Source organism: Paenibacillus sp. USDA918EY, assembly GCF_009870825.1.
GTDB classification, from domain to species: domain Bacteria; phylum Bacillota; class Bacilli; order Paenibacillales; family Paenibacillaceae; genus Paenibacillus_AQ; species Paenibacillus_AQ albilobatus.
Genome location: NZ_WTWY01000002.1, coordinates 471,886 through 497,272 on the forward strand (window position 1 = coordinate 471,886; position 25,387 = coordinate 497,272).

Sequence of the window (25,387 nt, forward strand, 5' to 3'; positions counted from 1 at the left end):
GTTGCCGTTATTCCGTTGGAGGGGTCAGCGAGAAATTCATGCGTGCGGTAAAATCGGAAATGGTCTGCAGCAGATGGTTTTTCTCTTCCAGCACCTTTTGGTATTGGCTTTCCACCTTTTGGTTTTCGCTTTCCAGATCCCGGATTTTTTCGTCAAGCTCTTTCGTTTTTCTCACGCTATCATGCTGATATTGGCTGAACTCCTCGTTGAGTTTGGCGTATTTGTTCCGTTCCTTTTCCAGCTGGTACTTCAAATTTTCCATGCCGGAGCTTGCGGAATTCTGATATTCTTTATAGTCTTCAAGCAGCTGGTCGTAGCTCATTTGCTTTTGCGTCAGCTTGTCCTCGAGACTCCGGAATTCTTTTTCCTTTTCGAGGATCGCGTGTTCCTTTTTGCCCAGCTCGTTTTTCAGACGATTGATGGTATCGTAAGCGTTCTGCAGCTGCTCTTCGTGGTCTTTTAATCTGAACGCGGTCAGCTGGCGGTCATTCAGCATGTTTTCGACGGCAACGATGAGGTCCAAAGCCGCTTTGTCCTGATCCAGCAGCGAAAGTTCCACGTCGGACGAAGCCGGGACGGCAGGTTCAGCCTCGTTTTCGGTTATTGCCTGAATTTCGGCCGCCGCAGTCTCGGATGCGGTTTCAGAGCGGGCGGTCAAAAGATTTTTCAGCCAGCCTCTAGTTTTCATATTCGGGTTCGGTTTGCCGTTCATGATACATATCTCCTCGATATCAAATTAACCTGTCGAAATGCTTGCCATTTGACGTACATTCGAAAAATGCTACATTCTATTTATATCGGAATATGTTTCGGATAATTTTAGAGGGAGCTTGGAGGACCGTCCATATGATGAAAATAAAACAAGTGCTGACCTTGCGGCATGCGCTCATTTTGTTTTGTTTAACCATGCTGGTTCTGATCGCGTTCAAAGGAATGGACATGAAACGCAAAATGGCATGGGTCGACGAGGCGGAGCGGTACTACCGGCAAAACAACCTCATTCAGGCGGAGGAATGGTACCAAAAAGCGGCCAAAAACCAATCCATTCGTTATAAGGAATCGCTGATCCAAAAGCGCCTGAACGAACTTTCGCCGATCACGGAAATGAAAACGGCGTTGTCCCGCCTTGATGAACGCGTGGAGACGGCCGGTTCGCGCCAGGATTTTAACGGCTTCCTTCAGGCCTACGGCGAATTCCAGGACGCGCGGAACAAGTTCATGCATGCGGAAGCGCGGTTTGCGGCCGTTTATCCGAAAATTTCGGCGGGCTACGGCATATCGGACGATATTACGCGTTATTTCCAGCAGTTCAAAAGCTTGTTTTACGGCCAGCTGGAGCAGCAGCTGAATCAAGGGAACGGGGACGAAGCCGGGGCAAAGTGGAATTTGCAGGCGATTCCGGATGCCTTTTACGGCGGAGCGGACGAGAAAACCAAGCAGCTCGGCGCGAAGTTCAAGGACTTTGACGAAAGGCTGATGTCCCGGCTCGCCGGCGCGGGCAAATTCGCCCAGCTGCTGGATATCTCGCAATCGCTGATGGACCAGTACGAAGGCCGGAAACTCAAAGCGCCATGGGTCAAAAGCAAAACGGAGGAACTGGCGCGAACCATTCTAAAAAAGGATATCGAAGGGGATCAACCGGCCAATTACGCGCTCCATGCCAAAACCTACGAGTCCTATGCCAAAAGCGCCGGGATCAAGTCCGGTCTCCTGAAAGACATTGACCGGCAAATCCGGAAATGGCTTGCATCCGCCCAGCGGAAAATCAAAAGCAACGATTACGAAGGAGCCATCGCTCTCTACGAAGCGCTGTCCGCCTACCAGGACACGTCCGAGGAAGTGAAAAAGGCGAAATTGGCCTGGACCGCCCATGACCCGGTCCGGCTGCTGCAGCTTATCGGGCAAACGGCCAACTACAGCCATGTCAGCGGCGGCGGCAGCCGGTTTGGCGGCAGCGCTTATGCGATCGGCTCGGATGAGGCCAACGCGATCTACTTTGCGGTCATGAATGCCGACGAGTCGGTACAGGCGGCCAGCACGACCGAATTTCCCGGGGACGTCGCCATCCGCAGCGTGTCTATCGAGGAATCGCTCAGCACGAAGTCGGCGCCGGTCATTCTCGTCGAAGGGGAATCCGCCTCGCGCAAAGCGCTCTATGCCGCTTATGAGGTGCATGACCGCCGGATGACTCCGCTGTTCTTCTTCGAAGCCGACGGTTACACGGTGCAGCCGGACCGGTCGCTGCTGGTGACGAACCCGGCCGGAGCAAGCGAAGACGGAGGCGGGGCCGCAACCCCAAACGCCATCTACGTCCGGCAGGGGGACGGCTACCAATTCTCCGGCTTCCAAAAGGATTACGCCGATATCGATGGGGCCGATCTGCTTGCCCATCCGAACGAAAAGGTGCGTTTCGCCTGCTACATCGTATACGGCGGTGAAGGCGACGCGCTGGCGCAGGTAGGGACGACTTACATGAAGCTGCATGGCGATTACATGTTTAACGAGGGGGCGAGCATAACCGTTGTCGGAAAGTTCAGTCGATTCGAAGACGTCGTTCCCGGCGGAGATCCGCTCGCGCAGCCGATCAACGTACCGGTGTTGGATGTGGAACGGGTAGAATAAAAGAACGGGCGGCGCAAGATGATTTCTTGCGCCGCCCGTTCTTTTATTGCCGTTTATTTAACGTTTACGACCACCTTCGTCGACTTGCCGCCAAACGAAACGGTAATCGTCGCCTTGCCCTTGCCCGTCGCCTTCACCACGCCGTCCTTGACCGTTGCGGTCAGGATGCGGGAGGATTTCCACAGCGCCGGCTTCGACACGTCTGTCTCGCTTCCGTCGTTGTACGTGGCCGTCGCGATCAGATTGAAGGTTTGGCCGACGCTCATGTTCAGGTTGACTTCGTTCGTTTGCAAATATTTCAGGACGTCCACTTCCACCGGAATGCGGACGGTTTTGTTGGCGTATTTGGCCGTAATCGTCGTTTTGCCGCTGTCCATCGCCGTGATTTTGCCGTTTACGACGGAAGCCACCTTGTAATTGGAGCTTTTCCATTCGGCTTTATCGCTCACGTCTTTCGTAGAGCCGTCGCTGAACGTTACCGTAACGGTCGCGTTTGCGGTTTTGTCCTTCGCGCTGCCGGCCGTTTTCAATAACACGAAATCTACGTTGGCGTCGATCTTCGAAATGACGTCGACTTCGACCTGCACGGTGACTTTTTTGCCGCCGTATTCGGCGGTAATCGTCGTTTTGCCGCTCTTCATGCCCGTTACGACGCCTTCGCCGTCAACGCTGGCTACCGAAGGATTGCCCGATTTCCAGGTTGCCCTTTTGTTCAGACCGTCCGGCGATTCCGGATCGTCCACCGCCGTCAGGTCGATTTTCTTCTTGTCGCCGGTCGACATAATGATCAGGCTTTGCGGAGAGGTCAATTCGCTGACGAGTCCTACCTCAACGGTCAGCGTATACGTTTTTCCTTCGTATTTGGCGGTAATCGTCGCCGTGCCCGTGCCAACGCCCGTCACGACGCCGTTTTCGTCCACCTTGGCGATGTCTTCCTTGCTGGAGCTCCATTCGGCTTTATCCGTTACCTGTTCCGCCGGTTGGCCTGCGCCGTAATCCAGCACGATGCTTGCCTGGTACGTTCCGTTTACCTTCAAGGAAACCTTTTTCGAGGAAAGCTCGGTTTTCAAAGGCATGTCCACCGCAACATGGGTTTTCACGCTCACGCCGCCATAAGTCGCCGTGATGTCCGCTTCGCCTTTTTTATAGGCCGTCAAATACCCGTTCGAGACATAAACGACATCTTCCTTGCTGGATTTCCACTGCGCTTTGTCATGCACCGGTTTGGTCTCGCCGTTGGCGTATGTTGCATTCAGCTCAATCTGATACGTTTTTTTCCCGTTCAAACTCAAAGCAACGTCCTCCACCATGTCGAGATGGCGTGGAACGTCGACGTCGACGTTGATCGTCACGCTTTTATCGCCGTATTTGGCCGTAATGACCGCCGTACCCGGCGAATTGGCCGTCACCGCGCCCTGTTTCACGAATACCACTTGCTCGTTGCTGGAAGTCCACGTTGCATCTTTTGTCACGTCTACCGCGCCTTTGTCCGGATACACGGCCTCCAGCTTAATCGGATTCGGAAGCGAGTCCTTGGCGTGCAGGAAGATGTTCTGCTCGCTGGCCTGCAAACGGATCGCCTTGTCAACGTCCACTTGGATGGTCGCGGTCTGCGTGCCGTATTTTGCCGTAATGGTCGCCGTACCCGGGCCGTAAGCGGTGATTTCGCCTTTAATGACGTCCGCTACTTCCGCGTTGCTGGTGGACCACTCGGCTTGCGCCGACACGTCGTTCTTCACGTTGCCATCGGGATATGTAGCTTTCAGCTTGATTTGAACCGGTTTGTTTTCGCTCAGCAGCATCGATACCTGCGTTGTGCTTGGGTCCAAGCGTTTGACCACTTCGACGCTGACCGGAATGGTCGCCGATTGTCTGCCGTAAGTGGCCGTAATGGTCGCCGTGCCCGGACCGATCGGCGTCACCTTGCCGTTCACGACCGAAACCACGCTGCCGTCGTCCACGGTCCAGTCCGCTTTGTTCGAAGCGTCCTTGTCCTCAGAGTTGTCCGTATAAGTTGCGGTCAGATGGATCGTCGGGCTGTCGCCCATTTTCAGATCAAGCTTCTGCACGTCTTTCGTGAGCGCCTTGACCTTTTTCGTCACGTTGACCTGCACCGATTCGGTTTCATTGCCGTAAACGACCGAAATCGTCGAGGTGCCTTCCCCTACCGCGGTAATCGTGCCGTTATAAACGGTGGCCACCGCGTTGTTTTTACTGCTCCAATTTGCTTTTATCGTCACATTTTCGGTTGAATTGTCCTTATAAACGCCCGTCGCCGTCACAGAAGCCGAATCGCCGATCTCCAGCGTAACCTGGGATTTCGATAGAACCAGCTTGGTCAAATCGGCCACCGTGTTCGCAGCCATGCTGACCCCTGAATATGCCATGCACAATACGAGCACAAGCAGCATGGCAAGCATCTTTTGAAGCTTCTTCTGCAATGTTAATTCCCTCCAATTCCGTTTTGATATAAGCACATCATACCTCACATATCGGCCGCGCGGGCGTCGAATGTTAGGTTTTTTGAATGTTTTTCGGTTTTTTTCAGAATATGGGAGGAATTTGTCGGATTTTCACCTTTTGTGTTTGCAAGATTTTCAAGCGTCAAATGTCCATTTTGCTGGCAACTATCCGGCAAAATCAGCGTCTATATTCATATGGAGGTGCCAACCGATGATCACAACCGACCATCCAATCGCGAGTCTGGCCGAGGAGCTGGTCCGAAAACATTTCGGCCGAAAATCCCCGTTAACCGTCACGATCGGCATTCTGGAACATGGAAACCAATATTGCTTTGGGCAAGGGGGGCCCCATGGCTTCGATTATGCTTCCGCCATATACGAGGCCGCATCCATTACCAAGGCTTTTACGAACACGCTGCTGTTTATTCTCGAACGGCAAGGCAAGCTAAAATTAACGGACACCGTCGGAAAATACATACCTGAATGCGAGCCGAACCCCGAGGTCTGCCGGATTACCCTTGAACAGCTGGGAACACACACTTCCGGGCTCCCCCGGCTGCCCGCGGGCTTAAAGTACGTAAAGACGGACAAACTGAACCCTTACCAGCATTACGACGAAGAGCATCTGCTAAAGGATTTGCTGACCTGCAAACCGCAGGCGCCGGGGCATTTCGAATATTCCAATCTGGGCGCCGGGCTTCTCGGGTACATTTTGGCCCGCTGTACGGGCCGGAGCCTGGAGGAGCTTGTACGCGAGGAAATCTGCGGCCCTCTGTTTATGGAGGATACCGCGTTCCGTCTGCGTCCCGACCAGCAGCAGAGATTCCTGCCCGTTTATACGGCCAACGGCAAGCCCGTCCCCCATTGGGACCACGGCGTGCTGGAGGGAGCCGGCGGGCTGCGGACCACGGCCCGGGATTTGCTGCAGTTCGCCAAGGCCAACGTCGGCATGGGGGCCGCACCCGTCACCGCCGCCATGAAGGAAACCCATCGGCCCAGACATCGTCTCCGCCGCAGCGACGAAGCGGGCATGGGATGGATGATCCGGACCGGCGTCTATCACGACAAGGTGCACTGGCACAACGGCGGGACCTTCGGATCGAGCGGCTTTATCGGTTTTCACAAGGAGAAAAATATGGCGGTGATCGTTCTGGCGAACAACGGCAGCTTTGCGCTCAGGCCTTTTTCCATTCTCCGCCCCCAAAAAAGCCATGTCGAAGACATCGGCTTCGAGCTGCTCAAGGTGATGACCAAGACGATTGATTAAAAGTCTGTTTTGTCGTTTGCATACAAAAAAGGAAGCCCTTCCTGCCGCTTCGCGATGAAGCGCCAGGAAGGAAGCTTCCTTTTTGCCGTTCAAGTCGGTATTACTTTTTGTCCGCCGGCAGCGCGCAGGAACCGTCCTTGCACGCCAGATCGTCCGAACCGCCTACCATTTTCAGCGGGTGGTCTTCTTTCCAAATTTCGTTCAGCGCGTTCGTGAACACTTCCTCCGGCTGGGCGCCGGAAATGCCGTATTTTTGGTTCACGACGAAAAACGGCACGCCGGAGATGCCAAGCTTCGACGCCTGGCCTTCATCCTCGCGGACATCGGCTTGATAGGCGTCGCTTTCGAGCACGTCGGCCGCGGCCTTCGCATCGAGCCCGATTTCCCCGGCCAGGCGCGCCAGAACCGCACGGTCGCCCAAAAGTTCCGAATCCGTGAAATAGGCTTTAAACAGGCGCTCCGTCATCTCGTAACGTTTGCCGAATTCGCCTGCCCAATGCGTCAAGCGGTGCGCGTCCAGCATATTCGTCGGCTTCATCGTATCGAAGCGGTACGTCAGCCCTACCGTTTTCGCCTGCTCGGTCATATTGTCGTTCATCTCTTTGGCGCGTTCATAACTCATGCCGTACTTCGACGCCAAAATCGCGTGCATGTCTTTATCGTTAACACGCGGCGCGTTAGGGTCAAGCTCGAAGCTGCGGAACACCACTTCCACTTCGTCTTTATGCTCAAAACCTTCCAATGCCGCTTCGAAACGCCGTTTCCCGATATAGCAGAACGGGCACGCAAAATCGGACCATACTTCAACTTTCATGTCGTCATCCTCCTCGAAATGGTAAACTTAGATTTGACTATATAGATTGAATTAAAGTAAGTCACATCTTTGAAACGGATATTCCCTGTGGATCAAGAAATGACAAGTAAAAACTTTAATTCATTCTATATAACTGATACTTTTTTATGCACAGTACAACCCAAAAAGAAAGGCGGATTTCCCCGCCGACTAACTGTAACTATTGTATTTACATTATATAATGGCCGACCGGTTTATGCAACTTGGGAACTGCCCACCAGACAGCGCCTTCTTTTCTTATATCGCAATTTATGACGCCACTTATATCGCGGCCTGTTAACCGGTTGTCGCCGCCGCTTCAGGCACCGGTTCCGGCTCCGTAGGCGCAACAAGCGCATGCCGCTCCCAAGCCCGGCTTTTCCAGCGGAAATACATGATGACGGCGCGCGTCCATTCATCCGCCGCGATCGCCAGCCATACGCCGGCCAAACCGAGATGAAGGCGGAACACCAGGAAATACCCGAGCGGCAGCGACATGCAGACCATGGAAATAAGCCCCATGTACACCGGGAAACGGGCATCGCCGGAGGCGCGTAGCGAGTTGATGATGACGATGTTCACCGTCCGCCCCGTTTCCAGCAAGATGCTGAGCAGAATGACCTGCGCTCCCATGCGAATAATCGCCAGGTTGTCGGTAAACAGGCCCATGAGCGGAGTACGGAACGCAATGACGATCAGGTCGATGACGACGGTCGCGGCCAGAGCCCATTTCACGCTTTGAAACACCCGTGTATAGGCGTCCTGGTTGCGGCGCGAGCCGACGTAATGGCCGACGATGATCGCCGTCCCCATGCCGATCGCCATGCTGAACAAATAAATATACATCGAAATATTGTTGGCGTACTGGCGCGTGGCCATCGCTTCGGCGCCCAGATAAGTCGCATACATCGTAAACACGAGCTGGCAGCTCTGATAAACAATGCTTTCAAACGCAGACGGAATGCCGATGCCGAGAATTTTGCGGACGTAGTCCTTGGATAAACGAACGTAAAATCTCCACTCGACCCGCACCTCCATAATCCGGTACAGCAGCCACAAAAACATGCCGAAACAAATGAACCGGCTGAAAACCGTCGATATGGCGGCACCTTCCACGCCCAACGCGGGAAAACCGAAATGTCCGAAAATCAGCACGTAGTTTCCTCCGACATGGATAAGGTTCATCAAAAACGAAACGACCATCGTTTCTTTCGTAAAACCGTGCGTACGAATCGTAGCGGCGAGCGCGTTGATGAGCGCCTGCAGGAATATCCCGCCCCCGACGATTTTCATATACGAGTGCGCATATTCAAAAATATCCCCTTGAACGTGGAGCAGCTTCAGCATGACCCCCCCGAACGCAATAAACACGACGCTCAGGATAAGCCCGACAGCGAGGTTCAACGTCAGCGCGTTACCGGTAACCTGGGCGGCTTCAAGCTTTTTCCTCGACCCCAAATATTGGGCGACGACGATGGAGGCCCCGGTTCCGATGACTTCGAGGACGAGAATGGCGATCGACATGATTTGGTTGGCGGCCCCTACCCCGGATACGGCGTCGTCCGACACCGAACTGAGCATAAACGTATCCACGGTGCCCATCAGCATAAACAGAAACAATTCCAAAAAGATGGGCCAGGTTAAACGCACAAGGCTGAGACGTTTGGATTCTGACGCTTCTGATAATTCCTTCGAATGCGCGGTCATGAGTCAGAAATCACCTTGCTTCCTAATAGTAAAATAAATTAAAACAATGGTATGTTAGCACACTTTTCATAAGATTACATTCCTTTCATGTAAATTTCATTTTAACAATTTTTAAGAAAACGGTTGCCTGGAAAAATCATGAAAACCCGCGCCGCATCGGCCTTTTCCGCATGGTCGGGCAAGGCTTGGCCGCAGACGCCAACGGCAGCGCTTACAAAGGCGGCAAAAAAAGTGTTGATAATTGGAAAATCATCCTCTATGATTATGTCATCAGGCCGGACTCAAAAATTAAAGCACTTTAACTTTTGGATGTCATAACCCTCTAAAAACAAACATAATATAGTGAATTTTATCCCGAAAGTTAAAGCGTTATAATTTTAAGAATAAAAGAAAGGTTGGTGTTTCCGTGACTCACCGCGAAAGCCGGCGGCAGACCTTGTACATGTACCTTTTCATCTCTCCATGGCTGATCGGATTTCTGGTATTCGCCTTGTATCCGATTTTGTCATCGCTTTATTACAGCTTCACGGACTATGACATCATTCACCCGCCGAAATTTGTCGGACTCGCCAATTACGCCGAGATGCTGCATAACGACCTGTTTTGGAAGTCGGTTGTGGTGACGGTGCGGTATACGTTCATCAGCGTGCCGATCCAGCTGCTTTTGGCGCTCGGCTTTGCGCTCCTGCTCAACCAGAAAATACCGTTCCGCGGCTTTTTCCGCACCGCCATGTATTTTCCGAGCATGGTTTCCGGCGTGGCGATGTCGCTCCTGTGGTACTGGATTTTCAATCCTTCGATCGGGCTGTTCAACTACGTGCTGTCCTGGTTCGGCATCAAGGGCCCGGCGTGGCTCATGAGTCCGGACTACGCGCTGTACGCGCTGATGATCATGTCCTTCTGGACGGCGGGCTCCGGCATGATTTTGTTCCTCGCAGGACTGCAGGGCGTGCCCGCAAGCCTGGTCGAAGCCGCCAAGCTTGACGGCGCGGGACGCTTCCGGATTTTCCTGAACGTGACGCTTCCGATGATTTCGCCGGTGCTTCTGTTCCAGCTCATCATGGGGATCATCGACTCCTTCCAGGTGTTTACCCAAGCGTATGTCATGACCCAAGGGGGACCGAACTATTCGACCTGGTTCTATGTGTATAACCTGTACACCAGCGCCTTCAAGGAATACCGGGCCGGATACTCTTCCGCGCTGGCATGGGTGCTGCTGGTCGTCGTCATGGTGTTTACGGCCCTGATCATGAAATTTTCGAACCGATATGTCCACTATGAAGGAGGCGGACGCTAGAATGAGTACGATCCCGGCTGCAGGCCCGCAAAGGGCGTCATCCCGGACCCGAACCCGGCGCAAAATCGACGGGGTCCGCATCGCCAGCTTTATCGCCCTGCTCGTCACCACCTTTCTGATGTTGTTGCCGCTGTTCTTTATGGTCTCCACCTCGCTCAAATCGAAAAAGGAGCTGCTGAAGTTTCCTCCGTCCTTTTTGCCGGAGTCGTGGCAGTGGAGCAACTATAAGGAAATTTTCGAAACGCTGAACTTCGGCCAGATGTACATGAACAGCTTGATCATCGGCGTTTTGACCGTCTTCGGCACGCTGCTTTCGTCGGCTCTGGCGGCGTACGGTTTTTCGAGATACCGGGGCAAAGGCAAAAACCTGTGGTTCATGCTGATGCTCAGCACGATGATGCTCCCTTATCCGGCGATCATGATCCCGCAATTCATTCTCTTTTCCAAGCTGAACTGGCTGGATACGTTTTTGCCGCTCGTCGTGCCCGCGTTTTTCGGATCGGCGTACAACATCTTTTTGCTGAGGCAGTTTTTTTCGACGCTGCCGGAGGAGCTGTTCGACGCGGGGCGCATCGACGGCTGCGGCGAGCTGCGCATGTGGCGGCAAATCGCCCTTCCGCTTTCGGGACCGGCGCTTGCGACCGTCGCCATTTTTGCCTTCATTTACAGCTGGAACGACCTTTTGACGCCCGTGCTCTACTTAAGCTCATCGGATAAATTCACGCTTCCGGTCGGCATGTCTTCCTTTACCTCGTCCCGTTTCCGCATTCCGCCTTGGCATCTGCTGATGGTCGCCTCCGTGCTGGCCATGCTGCCGATCGTCACCCTGTTTGCGGTAGCCCAAAAGCGGTTCGTCGAAGGAATCGTGCTCACAGGCATCAAGTAAAGGCCCCGCCGCCAGGAGGCGGCAACGACTCTTGAATAAGATGGGGGATACCGTTCATGAAAAGGAAAAGGATTAAAAAGACGTTTACGCTGCTGCTGGCGAGCACCACGCTTCTCGCACTCATGTTGTCCGGATGCGGCGGCGGCAAATCGGCGGTCGACGTCGCTCCCGCGGGCGATGGGGATACCGGCAAAAACGCTTCTTCCGGCGAGCAGGTGACCATTACGCATTACACCATCGATTCGGAAGACCGTACATTTATCGAAAAGCTCATTCCGGACTTTGAAGCCAAACATCCGAACATCAAGGTCAGAGTGGAAAAGGCCCCTTACGAGCAGTTCGACAGCAAGCTGCAGACGATGATCGCCGGCGGCAAATCGCCCGACGTGACGAGCCATTACGGCTACGGCGGCTTCGCGGAATATTACAACAAAGACATGCTGCTCGACCTGAACGACATCATCAAAGAAGACGGGTTCAAAGCATCGGACTACAGCATTCCGGAAGACCTCATGAAAATTTATACCATTAAGGACCACGTGTACGGCATTCCGGTCAACATGTACGTCACGCTGATGCTGTACAACAAGGATATGTTCGATGCAGCCAATCTGCCTTATCCGCCAAGCGATTACGAAGACAAAAGCTGGACGTTCGACAAAATGGTCGAAGACGCGAAAAAATTGACCCACGTCTCCGACGATATCGCCAAAACGCAATACGGCGTCGACTTCACCTGGTCCGAACGCGACATGCGCCCGCTGTATTTCGGCGTGGAGCCTTACTCCCAGGATACCTGGACCAACGGCGGCGTGCCGTCCGAAACCCGCTTTGACTCTCCGGATGTCATCGCGGCTTACAAAAAGCTGTACGATTTGATTTTCAAAGACAAGGTTTCCCCGACAACCGAATGGAGCAAAAGCGTAGCCGGCCAAAACGGCGATGCGTTCGTCACCGGCAAGCTTGGAATGAGCATCGGCGGTTCGTGGAACCTGGCAGGCGCAAACGACTTCCCGTTCAAGGTCGGCGTAGCGGCCGTGCCGGCGGGCGGCAACGACAAAGTGCGCAGCGTCCTGTTCGTCGATCCGTTGTTTATTCTGAAAGGGTCCAAACATCCGAAGGAAGCTTTTGAATGGATCAAATATTTGGTCAGCGACGAAGTCCAGGAAAAATCCATCGACCTCAGCGGAGGCAACCCGCCGGTCAATACGAAAGCGGCCGAAACGTATTACAAGCATTTTGACGGCGTCGACCCGGCAGACGTGAAAAAGGTGTACGAAGGCGCGGTGAAATACGGCTTTGAATCCTACAACCATCTGATCACCAACTATTCGCAAATCAACGACATGTTCATCAACGAGATGCAGCCGCTCGACACCGGGCACAAAACCGTGGAAGAAGTCATGCCGACGGTACAGAAAAAAGTGACGGAAATCATCAAACGCAAATAAATAAGGCGTGCCGTCCCGAAACCGGGACGGTGCATCTGTTAATTTCGCTTCGCGGCGGCCTTTCGTCCATGTATACTAATGTTAAGCTGATATAAAATGTACGGAAAATCTGCCGCAAGGAGAATAAAAACGATGAAGGTTAGTATATTTGATGTTGCCAAAAAATCAGGATTGTCGGTTGTGACGGTATCCAGGGTATTAAACGGCGCCGAATCGGTGCGCGAGAAAAACAGGCAAAAGGTGCTTGACGCGATCAAGGAGCTTGACTATCGCCCGAACGCCGCAGCGCGCAGCCTTGCCCGCGGCAAAACGGGCATCGTCGGCCTGATCGTCACCACGCTCCAGGACTCCTTCTTCGACGCCGTCGTCAAGGAGCTGAACGAGGTGCTTGCGCTGCACGGTTATTTCCTTGCGGTGTCGGTCTCAACGGGAATCGACTCCGACGAACATCATTATCTGATTCAGGAGGACCGCGTCGACGGCCTGATCCTGCTGTCGCCGATGGAAGAGGACAACTACATCGTGGAGCTGAAGCGCCGCAACATTCCTTACGTGCTGATCGACAACCAAAAGCCCGAAAACGATGCGTTTTCCGTAACGATCGACAACTATAAAGGCGGATACGACGCTGCCAAACATCTGATCGATCTCGGGCATACCCGGATCGCCCATCTTAGCGGACAAGAGATGTTCCGCAGTACGAAAGAACGCCGGAGCGGTTTCCTGCAGGCGCTTGAAGAGAAAGGGCTCGCCCCGTTCGAGATGGTAACGGGCGAATTCGAAATCGCTTTTGGTTACGAGACGTGCCGCAGATGGATCCGCGAAGGAACGCTTCCTTCCGCCGTTTTTGCCGGCGACGACAATATTGCGCTGGGCGTCGTCAACGCCTTGATGGAGGAAGGCATCCGCGTGCCCGACCAGGTGGCCGTCGTCGGTTATGACGACCAGCAAATCTCCTCGCAGCTTCATCCGCATTTAACGACCGTCCGCCAGCCTGCCGACCGGATCGGCCTGGCCGCCGCGGATATGCTGCTCAAGCGGATGGACGGCACGATGAAACGCGGGTCGAGCGTCAAAATCAATCCCGAACTCATTATCAGGGAATCAACCGCCGCAACGACAAATCAATAGGAGTGACGACCATTGGCTTACTACTTGGGAATCGATGGGGGAGGCACCAAAACATACGCCCTGCTGACCGATGACCGCGGCAACGTGCTGGGCAAAGGCGTCGGCGGCAACGGCAATCATCAGATTGACCGCGGCCTTGCCGCGCAGAGCATCCGCGAAGCCGCCGAAAGCGCGCTCGGCGAAGCCGGCCTGGAGGTGCGGCAGCTGGCTCACGCCTACTTCGGGCTTGCAGGGGCGGACCGCGAACCGGATTACCGGATTTTGCACCCGCTGGTTCAGGAAATCGGCTTTACCCGGAACTATTCCATTAATTGCGATACGATGATCGGCCTCCGGGCCGGCACCAACCGCCCTTACGGCGTTGCGCTGATCTGCGGCACCGGAACCAATGCCGCGGGGCGAAACCCGGCGGGCGAGCATGTCCAAGTCGGAGGCTTCGACTATATGTACGGCGATTTCGGCGGCGGCGGCTCGCTGAACATCGAAGTGTTCCGTTCGGTGATCCGTGCTTGGGACGGCCGCGAGCAGCCGACGAAATTGACCCCGCTGCTGCTGGGCTTCCTGGGATATGACAGCGTCGGCGATATGTTCGATGATTTTCAGGATCACGGGAAACACGTGCCGGTCCATGCAGCCAAGCTGCTGTTCGAAGCCGCGGCGGACAACGACGCCGTGGCCTTGGAGATTTTGTCCCGTCAAGGGATTGAGCTCGGCAAATCCGCCGCGGCGGTGATCCGCAGACTGGGAATGGAAAACGACGTGTTTGACGTCGTTCTGGCCGGAAGTCTGCTAACAAGGGGTGACCGCGGCTGGATAAGAGGCAAAATCGAGCAGGCCGTAGCCGCCGCCGCTCCGAACGCGACGGTCGTCACGTTGTCCACGGAGCCTGTCGTCGGAGCGGTATGGTCGGCCATGGAGGCGGACGGACTGGCGGTTAACCGGGAAGCTTATGAACAAATGCGGACCTTTCGCGATTTTGAGCATATCCCGTTAACGACAAGATCGTCGGATAACCAGACCCGGGCAAAACTATAGATTTGGCGTTCATTTTGTGCCGAACTGCGAATTCAAATCGGCATTTATTTCATTCATAAAAAGGAGCGTGCAGATATGGCCACTGAACAAGGACTGAAAATTGCCGTCATCGGCGGCGGATCTTCTTATACCCCGGAGCTTGTCGAAGGTTTCATCCAGCACTACGACGAGCTTCCCGTACGCGAATTATGGCTCGTGGATATCGAGCCGGGACAGCGGAAGCTGAACATCGTCGGCAACCTGGCGAAACGCATGGTCGAGAAATCCGGCCTTCCGATCGAAGTGCACTTGACGTTGGACCGCCGCGAGGCGATTTCCGGAGCGGACTTCGTCAGCACCCAAATGCGCGTGGGCATGCTCGAGGCGCGCGGCCGCGACGAGTCCATCCCGCTCAAATACGGAGTGATCGGCCAGGAAACGACCGGTCCCGGAGGCATGATGAAGGCGCTGCGGACGATTCCGGTCCTGCTCGACATATGCCGCGACATCGAGGAGCTGGCTCCGAATGCCTGGCTGCTGAACTTTACGAACCCGGCCGGCATGGTGACGGAAGCCATCCTGAAATACACGAACGTGCGCAGCGTCGGTTTGTGCAATGCGCCGATCGGGCTGATCAAGCGGACCGCAGCCAAATACGGCGTCGCAACGGATCGGGTTTATGCCGAATTCGTCGGTCTGAATCATCTTCACTGGGTTTCGCGCGTCGACGTGAACGGCGAAGACAAGCTCGATGAGCTGCTGGCCGATACGGCCGGCTACAGCGCCAATAACGTTCCCGCGAGGGAATGGAATCCCGAATTCCTGCAATCTTTGCGCGCCCTGCCTTCCTATTACTTGAAATATTTCTACATGACCGACGCCATGCTTGAAGAGCAGCTGGAATCCCTTCAAAAAGGCGAAAATCGTGCCGAGGTCGTAAAACGCGTCGAAGAAGAGCTGTTCGAGCTTTACAACGATCCGGAGCTGAAAGAGAAGCCGAAGCAGCTGGAACAGCGCGGCGGGGCGTTTTATTCCGAAGCGGCCGTCAACCTGATGTGCTCGTTATACAACGGCAAAAACGACATCCAAACGCTGAACGTCGCCAATCAAGGCATCATCGGCTTCCTGCCGGACGATGCCAGCATCGAAGTAAACTGCGTCGTTACCAAAAACGGCCCGCTGCCGCTGCCGTTGACCAAAATCCCGCCGATGGCCGTCGGTTTGATCCATGCGGTCAAAACGTACGAACGCCTGGCCATCGACGCGGCCGTAACGGGCGACCGCGGCTTGGCCATCCAGGCGCTGGCCCATCATCCGCTGGTGCCTTCGGTGGAAGTCGCCATCAAGATGCTGGACGAAATGCTGGAAGCGAACAAGGAATATTTGCCGCAGTTTTTCAAAGCCTCGGAGGCTCCTGTTTAAACATCTAAATATCTGATTGCATGAGCACCTCCGGAGTTAAAAGATCGGTCCATTCTTCCATCCGGAGCAACAAAAAGAGACTGCCGCGGCAGTCTCTTTTTGATTACATCCCCTTGTTATGCATGTTCGAAACCTCTGCTGCTTTCGTCCGCTGAATCGAGCCGCGGACAAGCAGCAGGTAACACAAGACGGAACACACATCCGCCCCGGCGATGACGAAGCCCATCGGCAGAGCCGACGCGCTGCCGCCCAGACCGACCAAGGGGCTGACGACCCCTCCGAAAATGTACGACAGAAGCCCTAACAGCGCCGAGGCGCTGCCCGCCGCGTGGCCGTAATCCTGCAAAGCCAGCGACGATCCGGCCGTGCCCACAATGCCGACGCATGAAACGACGATAAATAGCGGCGGCAAAACCGCGGCGATCGGGGCTTTGACGGCCAGCATCATCAACAGGGTCATCCCTCCGATGGTGGCCAGGGTAATCCCGGTCACCAGCAGCTTTTTCTCGCTGATCTTTCCGGCCAATCTTCCCGTAATTTGCCCGGCGATAATGATGCCGACGCCGTTCATGGCAAAAATGAGGCTGAAAACCTGCGGGCTGACCCCGTAAATATTTTGAAGCACAAACGGCGATCCGGAGATATAGGCAAACATGGCGGCCGAAATAAAACCGGAGCTTAATGCAAGCCCCATAAATTTGCGGTCCTTCAGCAGCACGCCAAAGGTTTTAAGCGTATTGACGGTGCCGCCTTTGGACCGTCTGCTAGCGGCAAGCGTCTCCGGCAGCCCGAATAATACCGCGAGCAGCATGACGATGCCGATCGCCGCCAGCACGATAAATACGCCGCGCCAGGAAGTAACCTGAAGCAGCTGGCCTCCCACGATCGGGGACAAAATCGGCGCCGCGCCGTTCACCAGCATCAGCATGGAGAAAAACTTCGTTAATTCGGAGCCGGAATACATGTCCCTCACGATCGCCCGCGAAATGACGATTCCCGCCGACCCGGCGATCCCCTGAATAAAACGCAGTGCAATCAGCATCTCGATGGACGTGCTGAACGCGCATAACAAGGAGGACAAGCCGTACACGACCATCCCGATCAACAGCGGCAGCCGCCGCCCGCGCACGTCGCTCAGCGGCCCGGCGAACAGCTGCCCGACCGACAGCCCGATCAGGCACGACGTCAAGCTGAGCTGCGTCAGCGATGTCGTGGTATGCATCGTATCGGCCAAAAGCGGCAGCGAAGGCAAATACATGTCCAGCGAAAACGGTCCAAAAGCGGATAACGCCCCCAGAACGATTATCATCCAAAGCCTGCTTGCGCCCGGACGGGCAGGCTGCGATTCTCCATGACCGTCTTGGCCCGGGATCGTTGATAATGATTTACTCATAAGATGTTACGGTTTCCCCCTTTACCCCTGATACAGCATAGGACGGTGGCCGGCGCTTTCTCCGTAATGCGGAAGACGAAGCGCCCTCACTCCCATGTTAACGTCATTCTATTGTAGCTCATCCGCCTCCCAAAAAAGAACCCAAAAATTAAATACGGCCGCGGAACTACGTTAACCATCCCGACCGAGCAGACAGCATAACAGACAATTTACTAGGGATGGTCTATGTCGTCTCATCAAAAAATAAAGACGCCGGATCCGATGGATCCGGCGTCTTTATGCCTGCTTAAGGCTTGAGCTGTTTTTTCCCTTGCGTCGCAGCTTTTGAATCGGTTTTCGCGGTCGTGACCGGAATCGGGTCAGACAACACATTCTTCTTTTCTCCTATGCTAAGAATGTAGATATTGTAGGAAGTTTTGTCGCTGATTTTGTTTCCCGCAATATCGTTGTCTTCCGCCTTAAAGGTGACTGCGTAAGCCTCGTCGAGGTTTACGATCTTAACGTTCGAATCGGAGCCGCTCTTGTTTGCAGCGGTTTTCAGGTCAAAACCTTTTGACGCTGCCGGCACAAGCATGACGGCGTATTTTTGAACCTGACTGTCATCGGCCGGCTTCTTAAAAGTCACGTCAATCGAGCCATTGTTCCAGACGGCCGTAATATTCGCCGGAACGGACGTTGTATCCCTCAGCACGACCGCCGCAGGTTCCGACAAGACGCTGTTCCCTGATTTGGCCACGGACAGGACGTATACCTTGTAAGGAGTTTCTTCGGCCAAAGCATTATTGTCCGTATCTTTCGTCGAGCCGCTCATCGCCTTGTTAAAATCACTTCCCACCTGAGCTCTTGTAAATTGATCCGACGCCAACGCGCTTTCAAGGTTGAGGTCTTTCGACCCGGGTACGATGAAAATCCGGTACTCTTTGATATTCGCTTCGTTATCGGCACGGGTAAACGAGATTTTCATATCTTTTCCGTTATGCTCGTCTCCGGCGTCGTTCGCTCTCAGGTCTTTTACCGGTGAAGCCGGAAGCTGCGTATCGAGCGTGACCGCTTCGGAAGCGGTCGACAGCGCGTAGCTGTTGTGATTTCCGACGGAAAGGACATAAATTCTGTAGGAGATTCCGTTACGGATCAAATCGCCGTCGGAATCCCTGGCATTGTCGTCCAAGGCGACCTCGTAACTTCCTTTATTGCTGTTTTCGACAGCTTTGAAATAGCTCAGATTTGCTGCGATTTTTTCGTTAAAGCTGCCCGTCTGCGTGAATTTCACGGCAATGATCCGGTACTGGGCCACGTCATTGTCGTTATCCGGCCGGGTAAAGGTCACCTGCAAATCGCGGCCGTTGCCCGCGTCCCCGATATCTTTTGCGGCCACGTTTTTGGCCGGTCCCACGGTAAAGGTTTGCGACAAGCTGATCGCCTGGGAAGGAGCGGACAATGCATGATTGGCATCCGCCGACCCTACGGACAGGACAAACACTTTGTACTTGGTGCCGCTCTGAATCAACCGGCCGTTGACGTCTTTCGAGTCCGCGGCGAGCGTTCGGGTGATATTGCCGCCGGTTTTGTTGACGGACGTATAATTTGGACCGGATACGGCCAAGGCATCCGTCAGGTTGAAGTAGGCGGCATCCGATTCTTTTACGACCAGGATCCGGTATTCCCTGATGTTTTGTTCTTCATTCGCCCGCGTAAATGAAACCTGCAGATCGCGGCCATCGCCGTAATCGGCCACGTCGCTGACCGTTACGTTGGTCGCCGGCGTTACGCTCGCGTTCCCCGTCAAGGTGATGGCCGGGGAATAAGCGGACAGCGCATTCGTTCCGTAGGCCCCTACCGAGAGCACAAACACGCGGTAGCTGACGCCGGTGCGGATCGTATGTCCGTCCACGTCCCTGGCCCCCGCAGGAAGCGTTTGGGTAATGTTATATCCGGTTCTGTTGACGGACGTGTAATTCGAGCCGGAAACGGAGTTCGCTTTGGACAAATTGAAATTATTGGCGTCCGAAGACTTCACAACCAGGATCCGGTAACCGTTCAAGTTGCCTTCGTCCGCAGCCCGCGTAAACGAAACCTGCAGATCGCGGCCGTCGCCGTAGTCGGCCACGTCGTTGACGGATACATTCGTCGCCGGAGACACGCTCGAATTCCCCGCCAGTGTAATGGCCGGAGAATACGAAGATAATGCATTCGTTCCGTAAGCCCCTACCGAGAGCACGAATACGCGGTAATTGACGCCGTTGCGGATCAACTGCCCATCCACGTCTCTGGCATTTGAATCGAGGGTCTTCGTAATGTTGTAGCCCGTTTTGTTTACGGACGTGTAGTTGGAGCTGGAGACTTTATTCGCGTCCGACAACCCGAAATAATAAGCATCGGCAGCTTTGACGACCATGATCCGGTAGCCGTAAATGCTGCTTTCATCCGAAGCCCGCGTAAACGATACGCGCAAATCGCGGCCGTCGCCGTAATCGGAAACGTCGCTGACGCTGACGTTCGATGGCGCGTAGACGTCGGAACCGCCGCCGTTATTGCCGTACAGCACGACGGCATACGAAGGCGACGAAAGCGCGTAGTTGCCGTAATAGCTGCCGGTTCCCACCGCCATCACAAACACGCGGTAGGCAACGCCGGAGGTGATCAACGATCCGTCTACATCTCTTGCACCATAGGACAAGGTCTTGCTGATGTTATAACCTGTTTTGCCGACTTCCGTATAATAGGAGCTCGACAGATTTTTTGCGTCGGACAGCGAGAAGTTTCCGGCTTTGCTGTCTTTTACGACAAAAATCCGATAACTGCCGACCCGCGCTTCATCGGAAGAACGGTTGAACCGAACCATCAAATCGCGGCCGTCACCGTAATTGCTGACGTCTTCCACGCTGGTGATGACCGGCGCCGAGATCGGGCTTGCGGCCAACGTGAACGACGCGGAACCTGCGGACAGCTGGTTCGTTGCATTGCTGCCGTTTGCTACGGAAAGCACGAAAACGGTATAGGAAACGCCATTTTTAATGTACTCGCCGGAAGTATCCCTGGAGCCCGAACTTAAAGTCGTCGTAATCGTGGCGGCACTTGTTTTGCTGACCGTCGTGTAATTTGCGCTTGCCACGTTATTCGCGGCATTCAGGCTGAAGCTGCTTGCATCCTTGGTCTTTACGACCATGATTCGGTAATTCTGAATGTTGCCGGTATTTGACGGTTGGCTAAAGCTCACCGAGATATCCCGTCCGTCGCCGTAATCGCTGACATCCGACGCTTTGACGCCGGAAACCGCATTTACGGGCGAAGCCGTCGACAAGGTTACGGAAGGGGATACGCCGGACAAGGCGCTGGCGCCTTTTTTGGCTACCGTGAGCACATAGGCGGTGTAAGGCTGGTTGGCCCGCAGCAGCTCGCCGTTGACGTCGCGCGATTGCGCGGACAACGTGATCGCCTGATCGCTTCCGTTCGGCCGCACCGACGAGTAATACCCGTTGGAAAGCGCCTGGGAGAGCGTAAACCCGTATGCGTTGGAGGATTTGACGATGAAGACGCGGTATTCGCTGACGTTCGTCTCGCGCTGCACTTTCGGGAAGCTCACTTCCAAGTCGCGTCCGTCCCCGTTTTTGCCGACCGTGCGCGCAGTCACGTAGGAAACGGGGTTCACCGCCGTTTCGGATGTGATGATGTTGACGGTTTGCGTCTGCTGATTCCAGAGCACCTCCGCGCCAAGCGTCTCGCTGACGAAACGGACCGGCACCATGGTCGTTCCCTTCAAGTTTTGCGCAGGTACGTCCAGTGCCACGGTTTGCTGATTCACCGTAGCTGTTTTCGCGCCGATTTTCAGCACAATCGTGATGTCGTCACGTAAAGCCGTGACCGTGCTTGTTTTTTGATTCCATAAAATTTTGGCGTCAAACGCCTCGAAAATGGCCCGCATCGGCAGCATCGTTCGGCCCTTGATCATCATGGGCGGCTGCAGCGGATTCAATTTCACCCCGTCGACGTATACGCTGATCGGTTTGGCCGCCGCCTGCACCTGTGCAGTCGGCAGGGACAGAGAAACGACCATCAGCACAGCGACGAGCATAACCCAAAGCTTTTTCACGGTTCTCCTCCTCTTGGTTTTGTGTAAAAAACGGCTACACTTATTTGACGGAAAAACGGGTTGAAATGTTTTCCATCGCCGAAAAAAATTTCGGTGTGGCTGTCCGATCCTCTTGCCCGGAAGAAAACAGTAACATAACCCCACAAAGTGGGGCCTCGGCTTCGAAGCTGGTACAGGTACTCTGCGGGGAGCCCCGATATTGATAATAAAGTAGAAAAGCCCTGCGCCAGGGCAGGGCTTTTTGCTTTTACGACTTGTTTTTACGCAGCTTGACCAGCTCGTTGAAAGTCAAAAGGATCGACCAGATGACCAGAATCAATCCGACAAATTGCAGCAGGTAAATGAGATAGGGCTCGATTTTGGTCACAGACCCGAAAATGGATTTGAAAAGGGACAAGGGCTCCTCCGATGACAGCTGCATAAGCATAAATCCGATGATAAAGCTGATCAGAACCGTGACTTTTTTCTCCAAAGCATATGGCCTCCCGTCATGCGCAGAACATAATATATGTTTCAATATAACCCACATGGTATATATTGTCTATTGGTTCATTAACATGAAATCTTCGCCAGTTTTCTGGAAAATGCGCCTCGGAAACGCAAAAAAACCGGCTTTCCCTTATCGGGAACCGCGCCGGCTCTACGATTCTGTCGGATCGGTTATTTTAGTTTTGAAAGCGGTACTTCCGCCAAGGGGAACGAAGTGTTTTTCAGGAATGAAAAACGGCTCCCTCGCCACGATATCGGACGGATTGTAGCCCAAGCAGTCCATTTCGGGCGCGGACAATCCGGTGCTCCACTTGTCCCGGAATTTTTCGGCATTCGCCAAAGAAAAGCGCTTATAATCGAGCCGGTTCGAGGCGAACGTTCCCTGCCCTTCGTGATGGATAAATACATCCTGCGCAACCCACAGCCTTTTCCCGCTTATCCGGGTCCGGATTGAAAAATCGTCGTCTTCGTAATTGCCCGGAAAAAAACGTTCGTCAAAACCGCCGATCCGGTCCAGCAAACTGCGGTGGAAAAGCATGCAAAATCCGATCAGTTTATGCGCGTAAAAACCGGATCCTGCCCATTCCTTTTGCCGTTTCGCTGCATAAGCTTCAAGGTTCTCCGGGGCCGGCCACTCCTCGAAGGGAACCCTCTGGATCGGAGCCACATGATTGGAGACAGGTCCTACGATGCCGATGTTCGGATCACGAAAAAGCGCGGCGTACAAGCTGGAAAGCCAATGCGGCGTAACGACGGTATCGTTGTTCAACAGCAGGATGTAGTCCCCCGAAGCTTCCATCATGCCTTGGTTGGTTCCGGCGGCAAAGCCCCGGTTGTCCTCGTTCGCAATCAGCTTAACGTTATCCATTGAATGCCAGAATTCCAGCGTGCCGTCATCGGAGCCGTTATCCACGGCAATCCATTCGAGCGGTCCTTCGGTATGGCATTTTAGGCTGTCGACGCACCTGCGCGTCAGGTTCAGGCCGTTGCGGGTCAGCATGACGATCGAAGTAAGCGGCATAGGCACCCCCTGTTTTTTTAAAAATAATCAATGCTTACAACCCCGATGTATTCAAAATGAACGGGATCGTGCGGCCAAACGGCGAATCGGTGGGCAGGAGGATGCCGAGGCCGTTGTTCGACCTGAGGGAATGCCAGGACAAATCAAACGTCGTTTCCTTCAAGAAATCCTCGACGGCCGTCAACACCCCGTTTCGCTCGCCATGCTCAAGGACGGCGTTGTGGACCATATGATTAAAGCCTCCCGGCACGAGCAGGGGATTGCCCGGCTCCAAACCTTGCATTGCGTGAGGCTGGCGGTATTCCTGCGGTATGCTTTCGGGAAAATAGTACATGTCCCGCCGCCCGTACGGCCAATCGATGTCATGCAGCATCACGACGGGAAAGGCCCCTGCCGACAGGGCCATGCGTTCCACCTGCTTTAATTCATGGTACACCGTGTACCAGTTGTGATCCCCGTCGATTAAAATCATGTCGTACGGCTCAAGGTCCGGCATCGACTTCAAACTGAGCTCATGAATCATCCGGAAGGCTTCCCCGTAATATGCCGATAGCAGCTCCACGTCGAACTGCGGAGCGGGGTCTATGACCGTGCATCTGCTCCCCATATGATGGCAATAGTCCAAAATTTTGAACGTATTCAGCCCCGTTAGCGACCCGATTTCGACGATATGCGCGGGCCGCGCCGCGATCATGACCGGTTTGATGACCTTTTCCCAGAAACGGTGCATATCTACTCTCCTGACTTATAAATTGTAACCCCCCTCGTTCAAATGTATTAAATTCCAACCCACTTCATGCTTTGCATAACGCCGTTTTTTGACTTCAGCCATCGGTAGTTGATGGTATGACTTGAACGCCGCCGGCAAAAAATCCCCCTTTTGATTGCGGGTCGATCCCATGACCTCAAGCGCAAGCATGCCTATGAGCGGTCTGCTTTCCGACGTTCCGTCATACATATGACTGAACCGGTTTGAAGGTTTTTTCCGCAGCCCCGGAACTGAAATATATTCGATAGTTTTGTGCCATTTGCCAAGTCTCGCGTTGTCCTGCCCTACTGGCGAAATGTGCAGCATCCTGAAAACTTCGCATACAAAGGAGTGGAAACATGATCGGCATCAGCTTGTGTATGATCGTCAAAAACGAGGAGAAAACGCTGGAACGCTGCCTTTCTTCCGTTCAAAAGGCGGTTGACCAGATGATCATCGTCGACACCGGTTCGACCGACCGTACCAAACAAATCGCCCGCAAATTCACCCGCTGCGTTTTCGATTTCGAATGGGTCGACGATTTTGCCGCAGCCCGCAACTTTGCGTTCAGCAAAGCGGAGATGGATTATATTCTATGGCTGGACGCGGACGACGTTTTTAAGGAAGAAGACCTTGAAAAACTGCTTGAGCTGAAAAAAACGTTAAGTTCCGACATCGATTCCGTCACCATGAAATACAACCTCGCATTCGACGAACACGGGAATGTGACATCCAGCCTGCGGCGCAACCGGCTTGTCAAAAGAAGCAGCAACTTCCGCTGGGTCGGATCCGTTCATGAATATCTCGAAGTAGCCGGGCGGATTATCGACAGCGACATTGCCGTCACGCATTGCGGCGACGACCGGGACCGCGACCGAAACCTGAATATTTATATGAAAAGGCAAGCAAACGGCGAGGCGTTTTCGCCGCGGGACGTCTATTATTTCGCCAACGAGCTTAAAGACCACCGGCTTTTCGAACTGGCCGCCGTCTATTACCGAAAATTCCTCGAGGAAGGCAAAGGCTGGGTCGAGGACAATATCGCGGCCTGCGGCAAGCTGGCGGATTGTTATCTCGAGCTGGGCGATACGGGCAAGGCTTTGGCTTATACGCTGAAATCCTTCGAATACGGAGCGCCCCGTCCGGAATTTTGCTGCCGCATGGGTTACCATTTCCTGCAGACGGGAGATTATTCGGCGGCGGTGTATTGGTATAAGCAGGCCATCGAGAATCCGGCTCCCGCCAACAGCTGGGGCATGCAAAACCTAAACTGTTCCACCTGGCTTCCCCATTTGCAGCTCTGCGTTTGCTACGACCGGCTTGGCATGCACCAAATCGCCTATCATCACAACGAAGCTGCCAGGCATTATCGGCCCGACCATCCTTCCGTCATTCAGAACAAGGTGTATCTGGAAAACAAATTGGGGATAAAAGCAGTAGCCGAACCCGCAAAAGAAACGGCCAACCCATGACATCCCTTTTTATATGCGGAAGAAAAACCGTTCCTTTCCGGCCCGTGCCGCACCTGAACGGTTTCTTTCTTTTGCTTTTGCCG

General features: G+C 54.1%; 19 protein-coding genes. 10 read left to right on the forward strand and 9 right to left on the reverse strand.

Translation table 11 applies throughout. The annotated features are described in order from the left end of the window. Positions 1-7: 7 nt before the first annotated feature. Positions 8-712, reverse strand: a complete 705-nt coding sequence (locus GQY55_RS06360) for a hypothetical protein (protein WP_160039307.1) — start codon at positions 710-712, stop codon at positions 8-10. A gap of 134 nt (positions 713-846) precedes the next feature. Between GQY55_RS06360 and GQY55_RS06365 the strand changes: the two genes are divergently transcribed. Beyond that, positions 847-2,622, forward strand: a complete 1,776-nt coding sequence (locus GQY55_RS06365; protein WP_160039309.1) for a hypothetical protein — start codon at positions 847-849, stop codon at positions 2,620-2,622. 53 nt (positions 2,623-2,675) lie between these two features. Here GQY55_RS06365 and GQY55_RS06370 read toward each other — a convergent pair whose 3' ends face one another. Then, positions 2,676-5,063 (reverse strand): Ig-like domain-containing protein, encoded by a 2,388-nt coding sequence (locus GQY55_RS06370; protein WP_236575452.1) that lies wholly within the window; start codon positions 5,061-5,063, stop codon positions 2,676-2,678. Positions 5,064-5,295: 232 nt separating this feature from the next. Here GQY55_RS06370 and GQY55_RS06375 point away from each other — a divergent pair, with 232 nt between their 5' ends. Further along, a complete protein-coding gene (locus GQY55_RS06375; RefSeq protein ID WP_160039311.1) occupies positions 5,296-6,351 on the forward strand; it encodes a serine hydrolase domain-containing protein in 1,056 nt (351 codons plus the stop codon). A 100-nt stretch (positions 6,352-6,451) separates the two neighbouring features. Here the strand turns inward: GQY55_RS06375 and GQY55_RS06380 are convergent, their stop codons facing one another. Together GQY55_RS06380 and GQY55_RS06385 are read right to left on the reverse strand one after the other, a co-directional pair. Next, positions 6,452-7,165, reverse strand: a complete 714-nt coding sequence (locus GQY55_RS06380; RefSeq protein WP_160039313.1) for a DsbA family oxidoreductase — start codon at positions 7,163-7,165, stop codon at positions 6,452-6,454. 315 nt (positions 7,166-7,480) lie between these two features. After that, entirely contained in the window at positions 7,481-8,890 is a 1,410-nt protein-coding gene (locus tag GQY55_RS06385) for an MATE family efflux transporter (protein WP_160039315.1), read from the reverse strand. Positions 8,891-9,060: 170 nt separating this feature from the next. Between GQY55_RS06385 and GQY55_RS31775 the strand changes: the two genes are divergently transcribed. The 7 genes from GQY55_RS31775 to GQY55_RS06415 all read left to right on the forward strand — a co-directional run bounded on the left by GQY55_RS31775 (position 9,061) and on the right by GQY55_RS06415 (position 16,091). Continuing rightward, positions 9,061-9,192: a hypothetical protein gene (locus GQY55_RS31775; RefSeq protein WP_268894993.1), complete on the forward strand. Its 132-nt coding sequence runs from the start codon at positions 9,061-9,063 to the stop codon at positions 9,190-9,192. Positions 9,193-9,332: 140 nt separating this feature from the next. Further along, the gene (locus GQY55_RS06390) at positions 9,333-10,187 is read left to right on the forward strand and encodes a carbohydrate ABC transporter permease (protein ID WP_160039839.1); all 855 of its coding nucleotides are present in this window, start codon (positions 9,333-9,335) and stop codon (positions 10,185-10,187) included. A gap of 1 nt (position 10,188) precedes the next feature. Next, positions 10,189-11,073, forward strand: coding sequence for a carbohydrate ABC transporter permease (locus GQY55_RS06395; protein WP_236575454.1), 885 nt, complete (start codon positions 10,189-10,191; stop codon positions 11,071-11,073). A gap of 56 nt (positions 11,074-11,129) precedes the next feature. Then, positions 11,130-12,524: an ABC transporter substrate-binding protein gene (locus GQY55_RS06400; protein WP_160039319.1), complete on the forward strand. Its 1,395-nt coding sequence runs from the start codon at positions 11,130-11,132 to the stop codon at positions 12,522-12,524. Between the two features lie 132 nt (positions 12,525-12,656). Next, positions 12,657-13,655 (forward strand): LacI family DNA-binding transcriptional regulator, encoded by a 999-nt coding sequence (locus tag GQY55_RS06405; RefSeq protein ID WP_160039321.1) that lies wholly within the window; start codon positions 12,657-12,659, stop codon positions 13,653-13,655. A 12-nt stretch (positions 13,656-13,667) separates the two neighbouring features. After that, positions 13,668-14,690, forward strand: coding sequence for an N-acetylglucosamine kinase (locus GQY55_RS06410; protein WP_160039323.1), 1,023 nt, complete (start codon positions 13,668-13,670; stop codon positions 14,688-14,690). A gap of 75 nt (positions 14,691-14,765) precedes the next feature. Continuing rightward, complete coding sequence (locus GQY55_RS06415) at positions 14,766-16,091, forward strand: 6-phospho-beta-glucosidase (RefSeq protein ID WP_160039325.1); 1,326 nt, start codon at positions 14,766-14,768, stop codon at positions 16,089-16,091. A gap of 103 nt (positions 16,092-16,194) precedes the next feature. Here the strand turns inward: GQY55_RS06415 and GQY55_RS06420 are convergent, their stop codons facing one another. From GQY55_RS06420 to GQY55_RS06440, 5 genes are all read right to left on the reverse strand, one after another. Further along, entirely contained in the window at positions 16,195-17,400 is a 1,206-nt protein-coding gene (locus GQY55_RS06420) for a multidrug effflux MFS transporter (RefSeq protein WP_236575475.1), read from the reverse strand. A gap of 370 nt (positions 17,401-17,770) precedes the next feature. Then, entirely contained in the window at positions 17,771-21,574 is a 3,804-nt protein-coding gene (locus GQY55_RS06425) for a copper amine oxidase N-terminal domain-containing protein (RefSeq protein ID WP_236575455.1), read from the reverse strand. Positions 21,575-21,821: 247 nt separating this feature from the next. Then, the gene (locus tag GQY55_RS06430; RefSeq protein ID WP_160039329.1) at positions 21,822-22,046 is read right to left on the reverse strand and encodes a hypothetical protein; all 225 of its coding nucleotides are present in this window, start codon (positions 22,044-22,046) and stop codon (positions 21,822-21,824) included. 168 nt (positions 22,047-22,214) lie between these two features. After that, positions 22,215-23,084 carry a glycosyltransferase family 2 protein gene (locus GQY55_RS06435; RefSeq protein ID WP_160039331.1) on the reverse strand — a complete coding sequence of 290 codons (870 nt, stop codon included), beginning with the start codon at positions 23,082-23,084 and terminating at the stop codon, positions 22,215-22,217. A 34-nt stretch (positions 23,085-23,118) separates the two neighbouring features. Continuing rightward, positions 23,119-23,814 carry a class I SAM-dependent methyltransferase gene (locus tag GQY55_RS06440; protein WP_160039333.1) on the reverse strand — a complete coding sequence of 232 codons (696 nt, stop codon included), beginning with the start codon at positions 23,812-23,814 and terminating at the stop codon, positions 23,119-23,121. A 377-nt stretch (positions 23,815-24,191) separates the two neighbouring features. Between GQY55_RS06440 and GQY55_RS06445 the strand changes: the two genes are divergently transcribed. Beyond that, positions 24,192-25,304 (forward strand): tetratricopeptide repeat-containing glycosyltransferase family 2 protein, encoded by a 1,113-nt coding sequence (locus tag GQY55_RS06445; protein WP_160039335.1) that lies wholly within the window; start codon positions 24,192-24,194, stop codon positions 25,302-25,304. Positions 25,305-25,387: the final 83 nt, after the last annotated feature.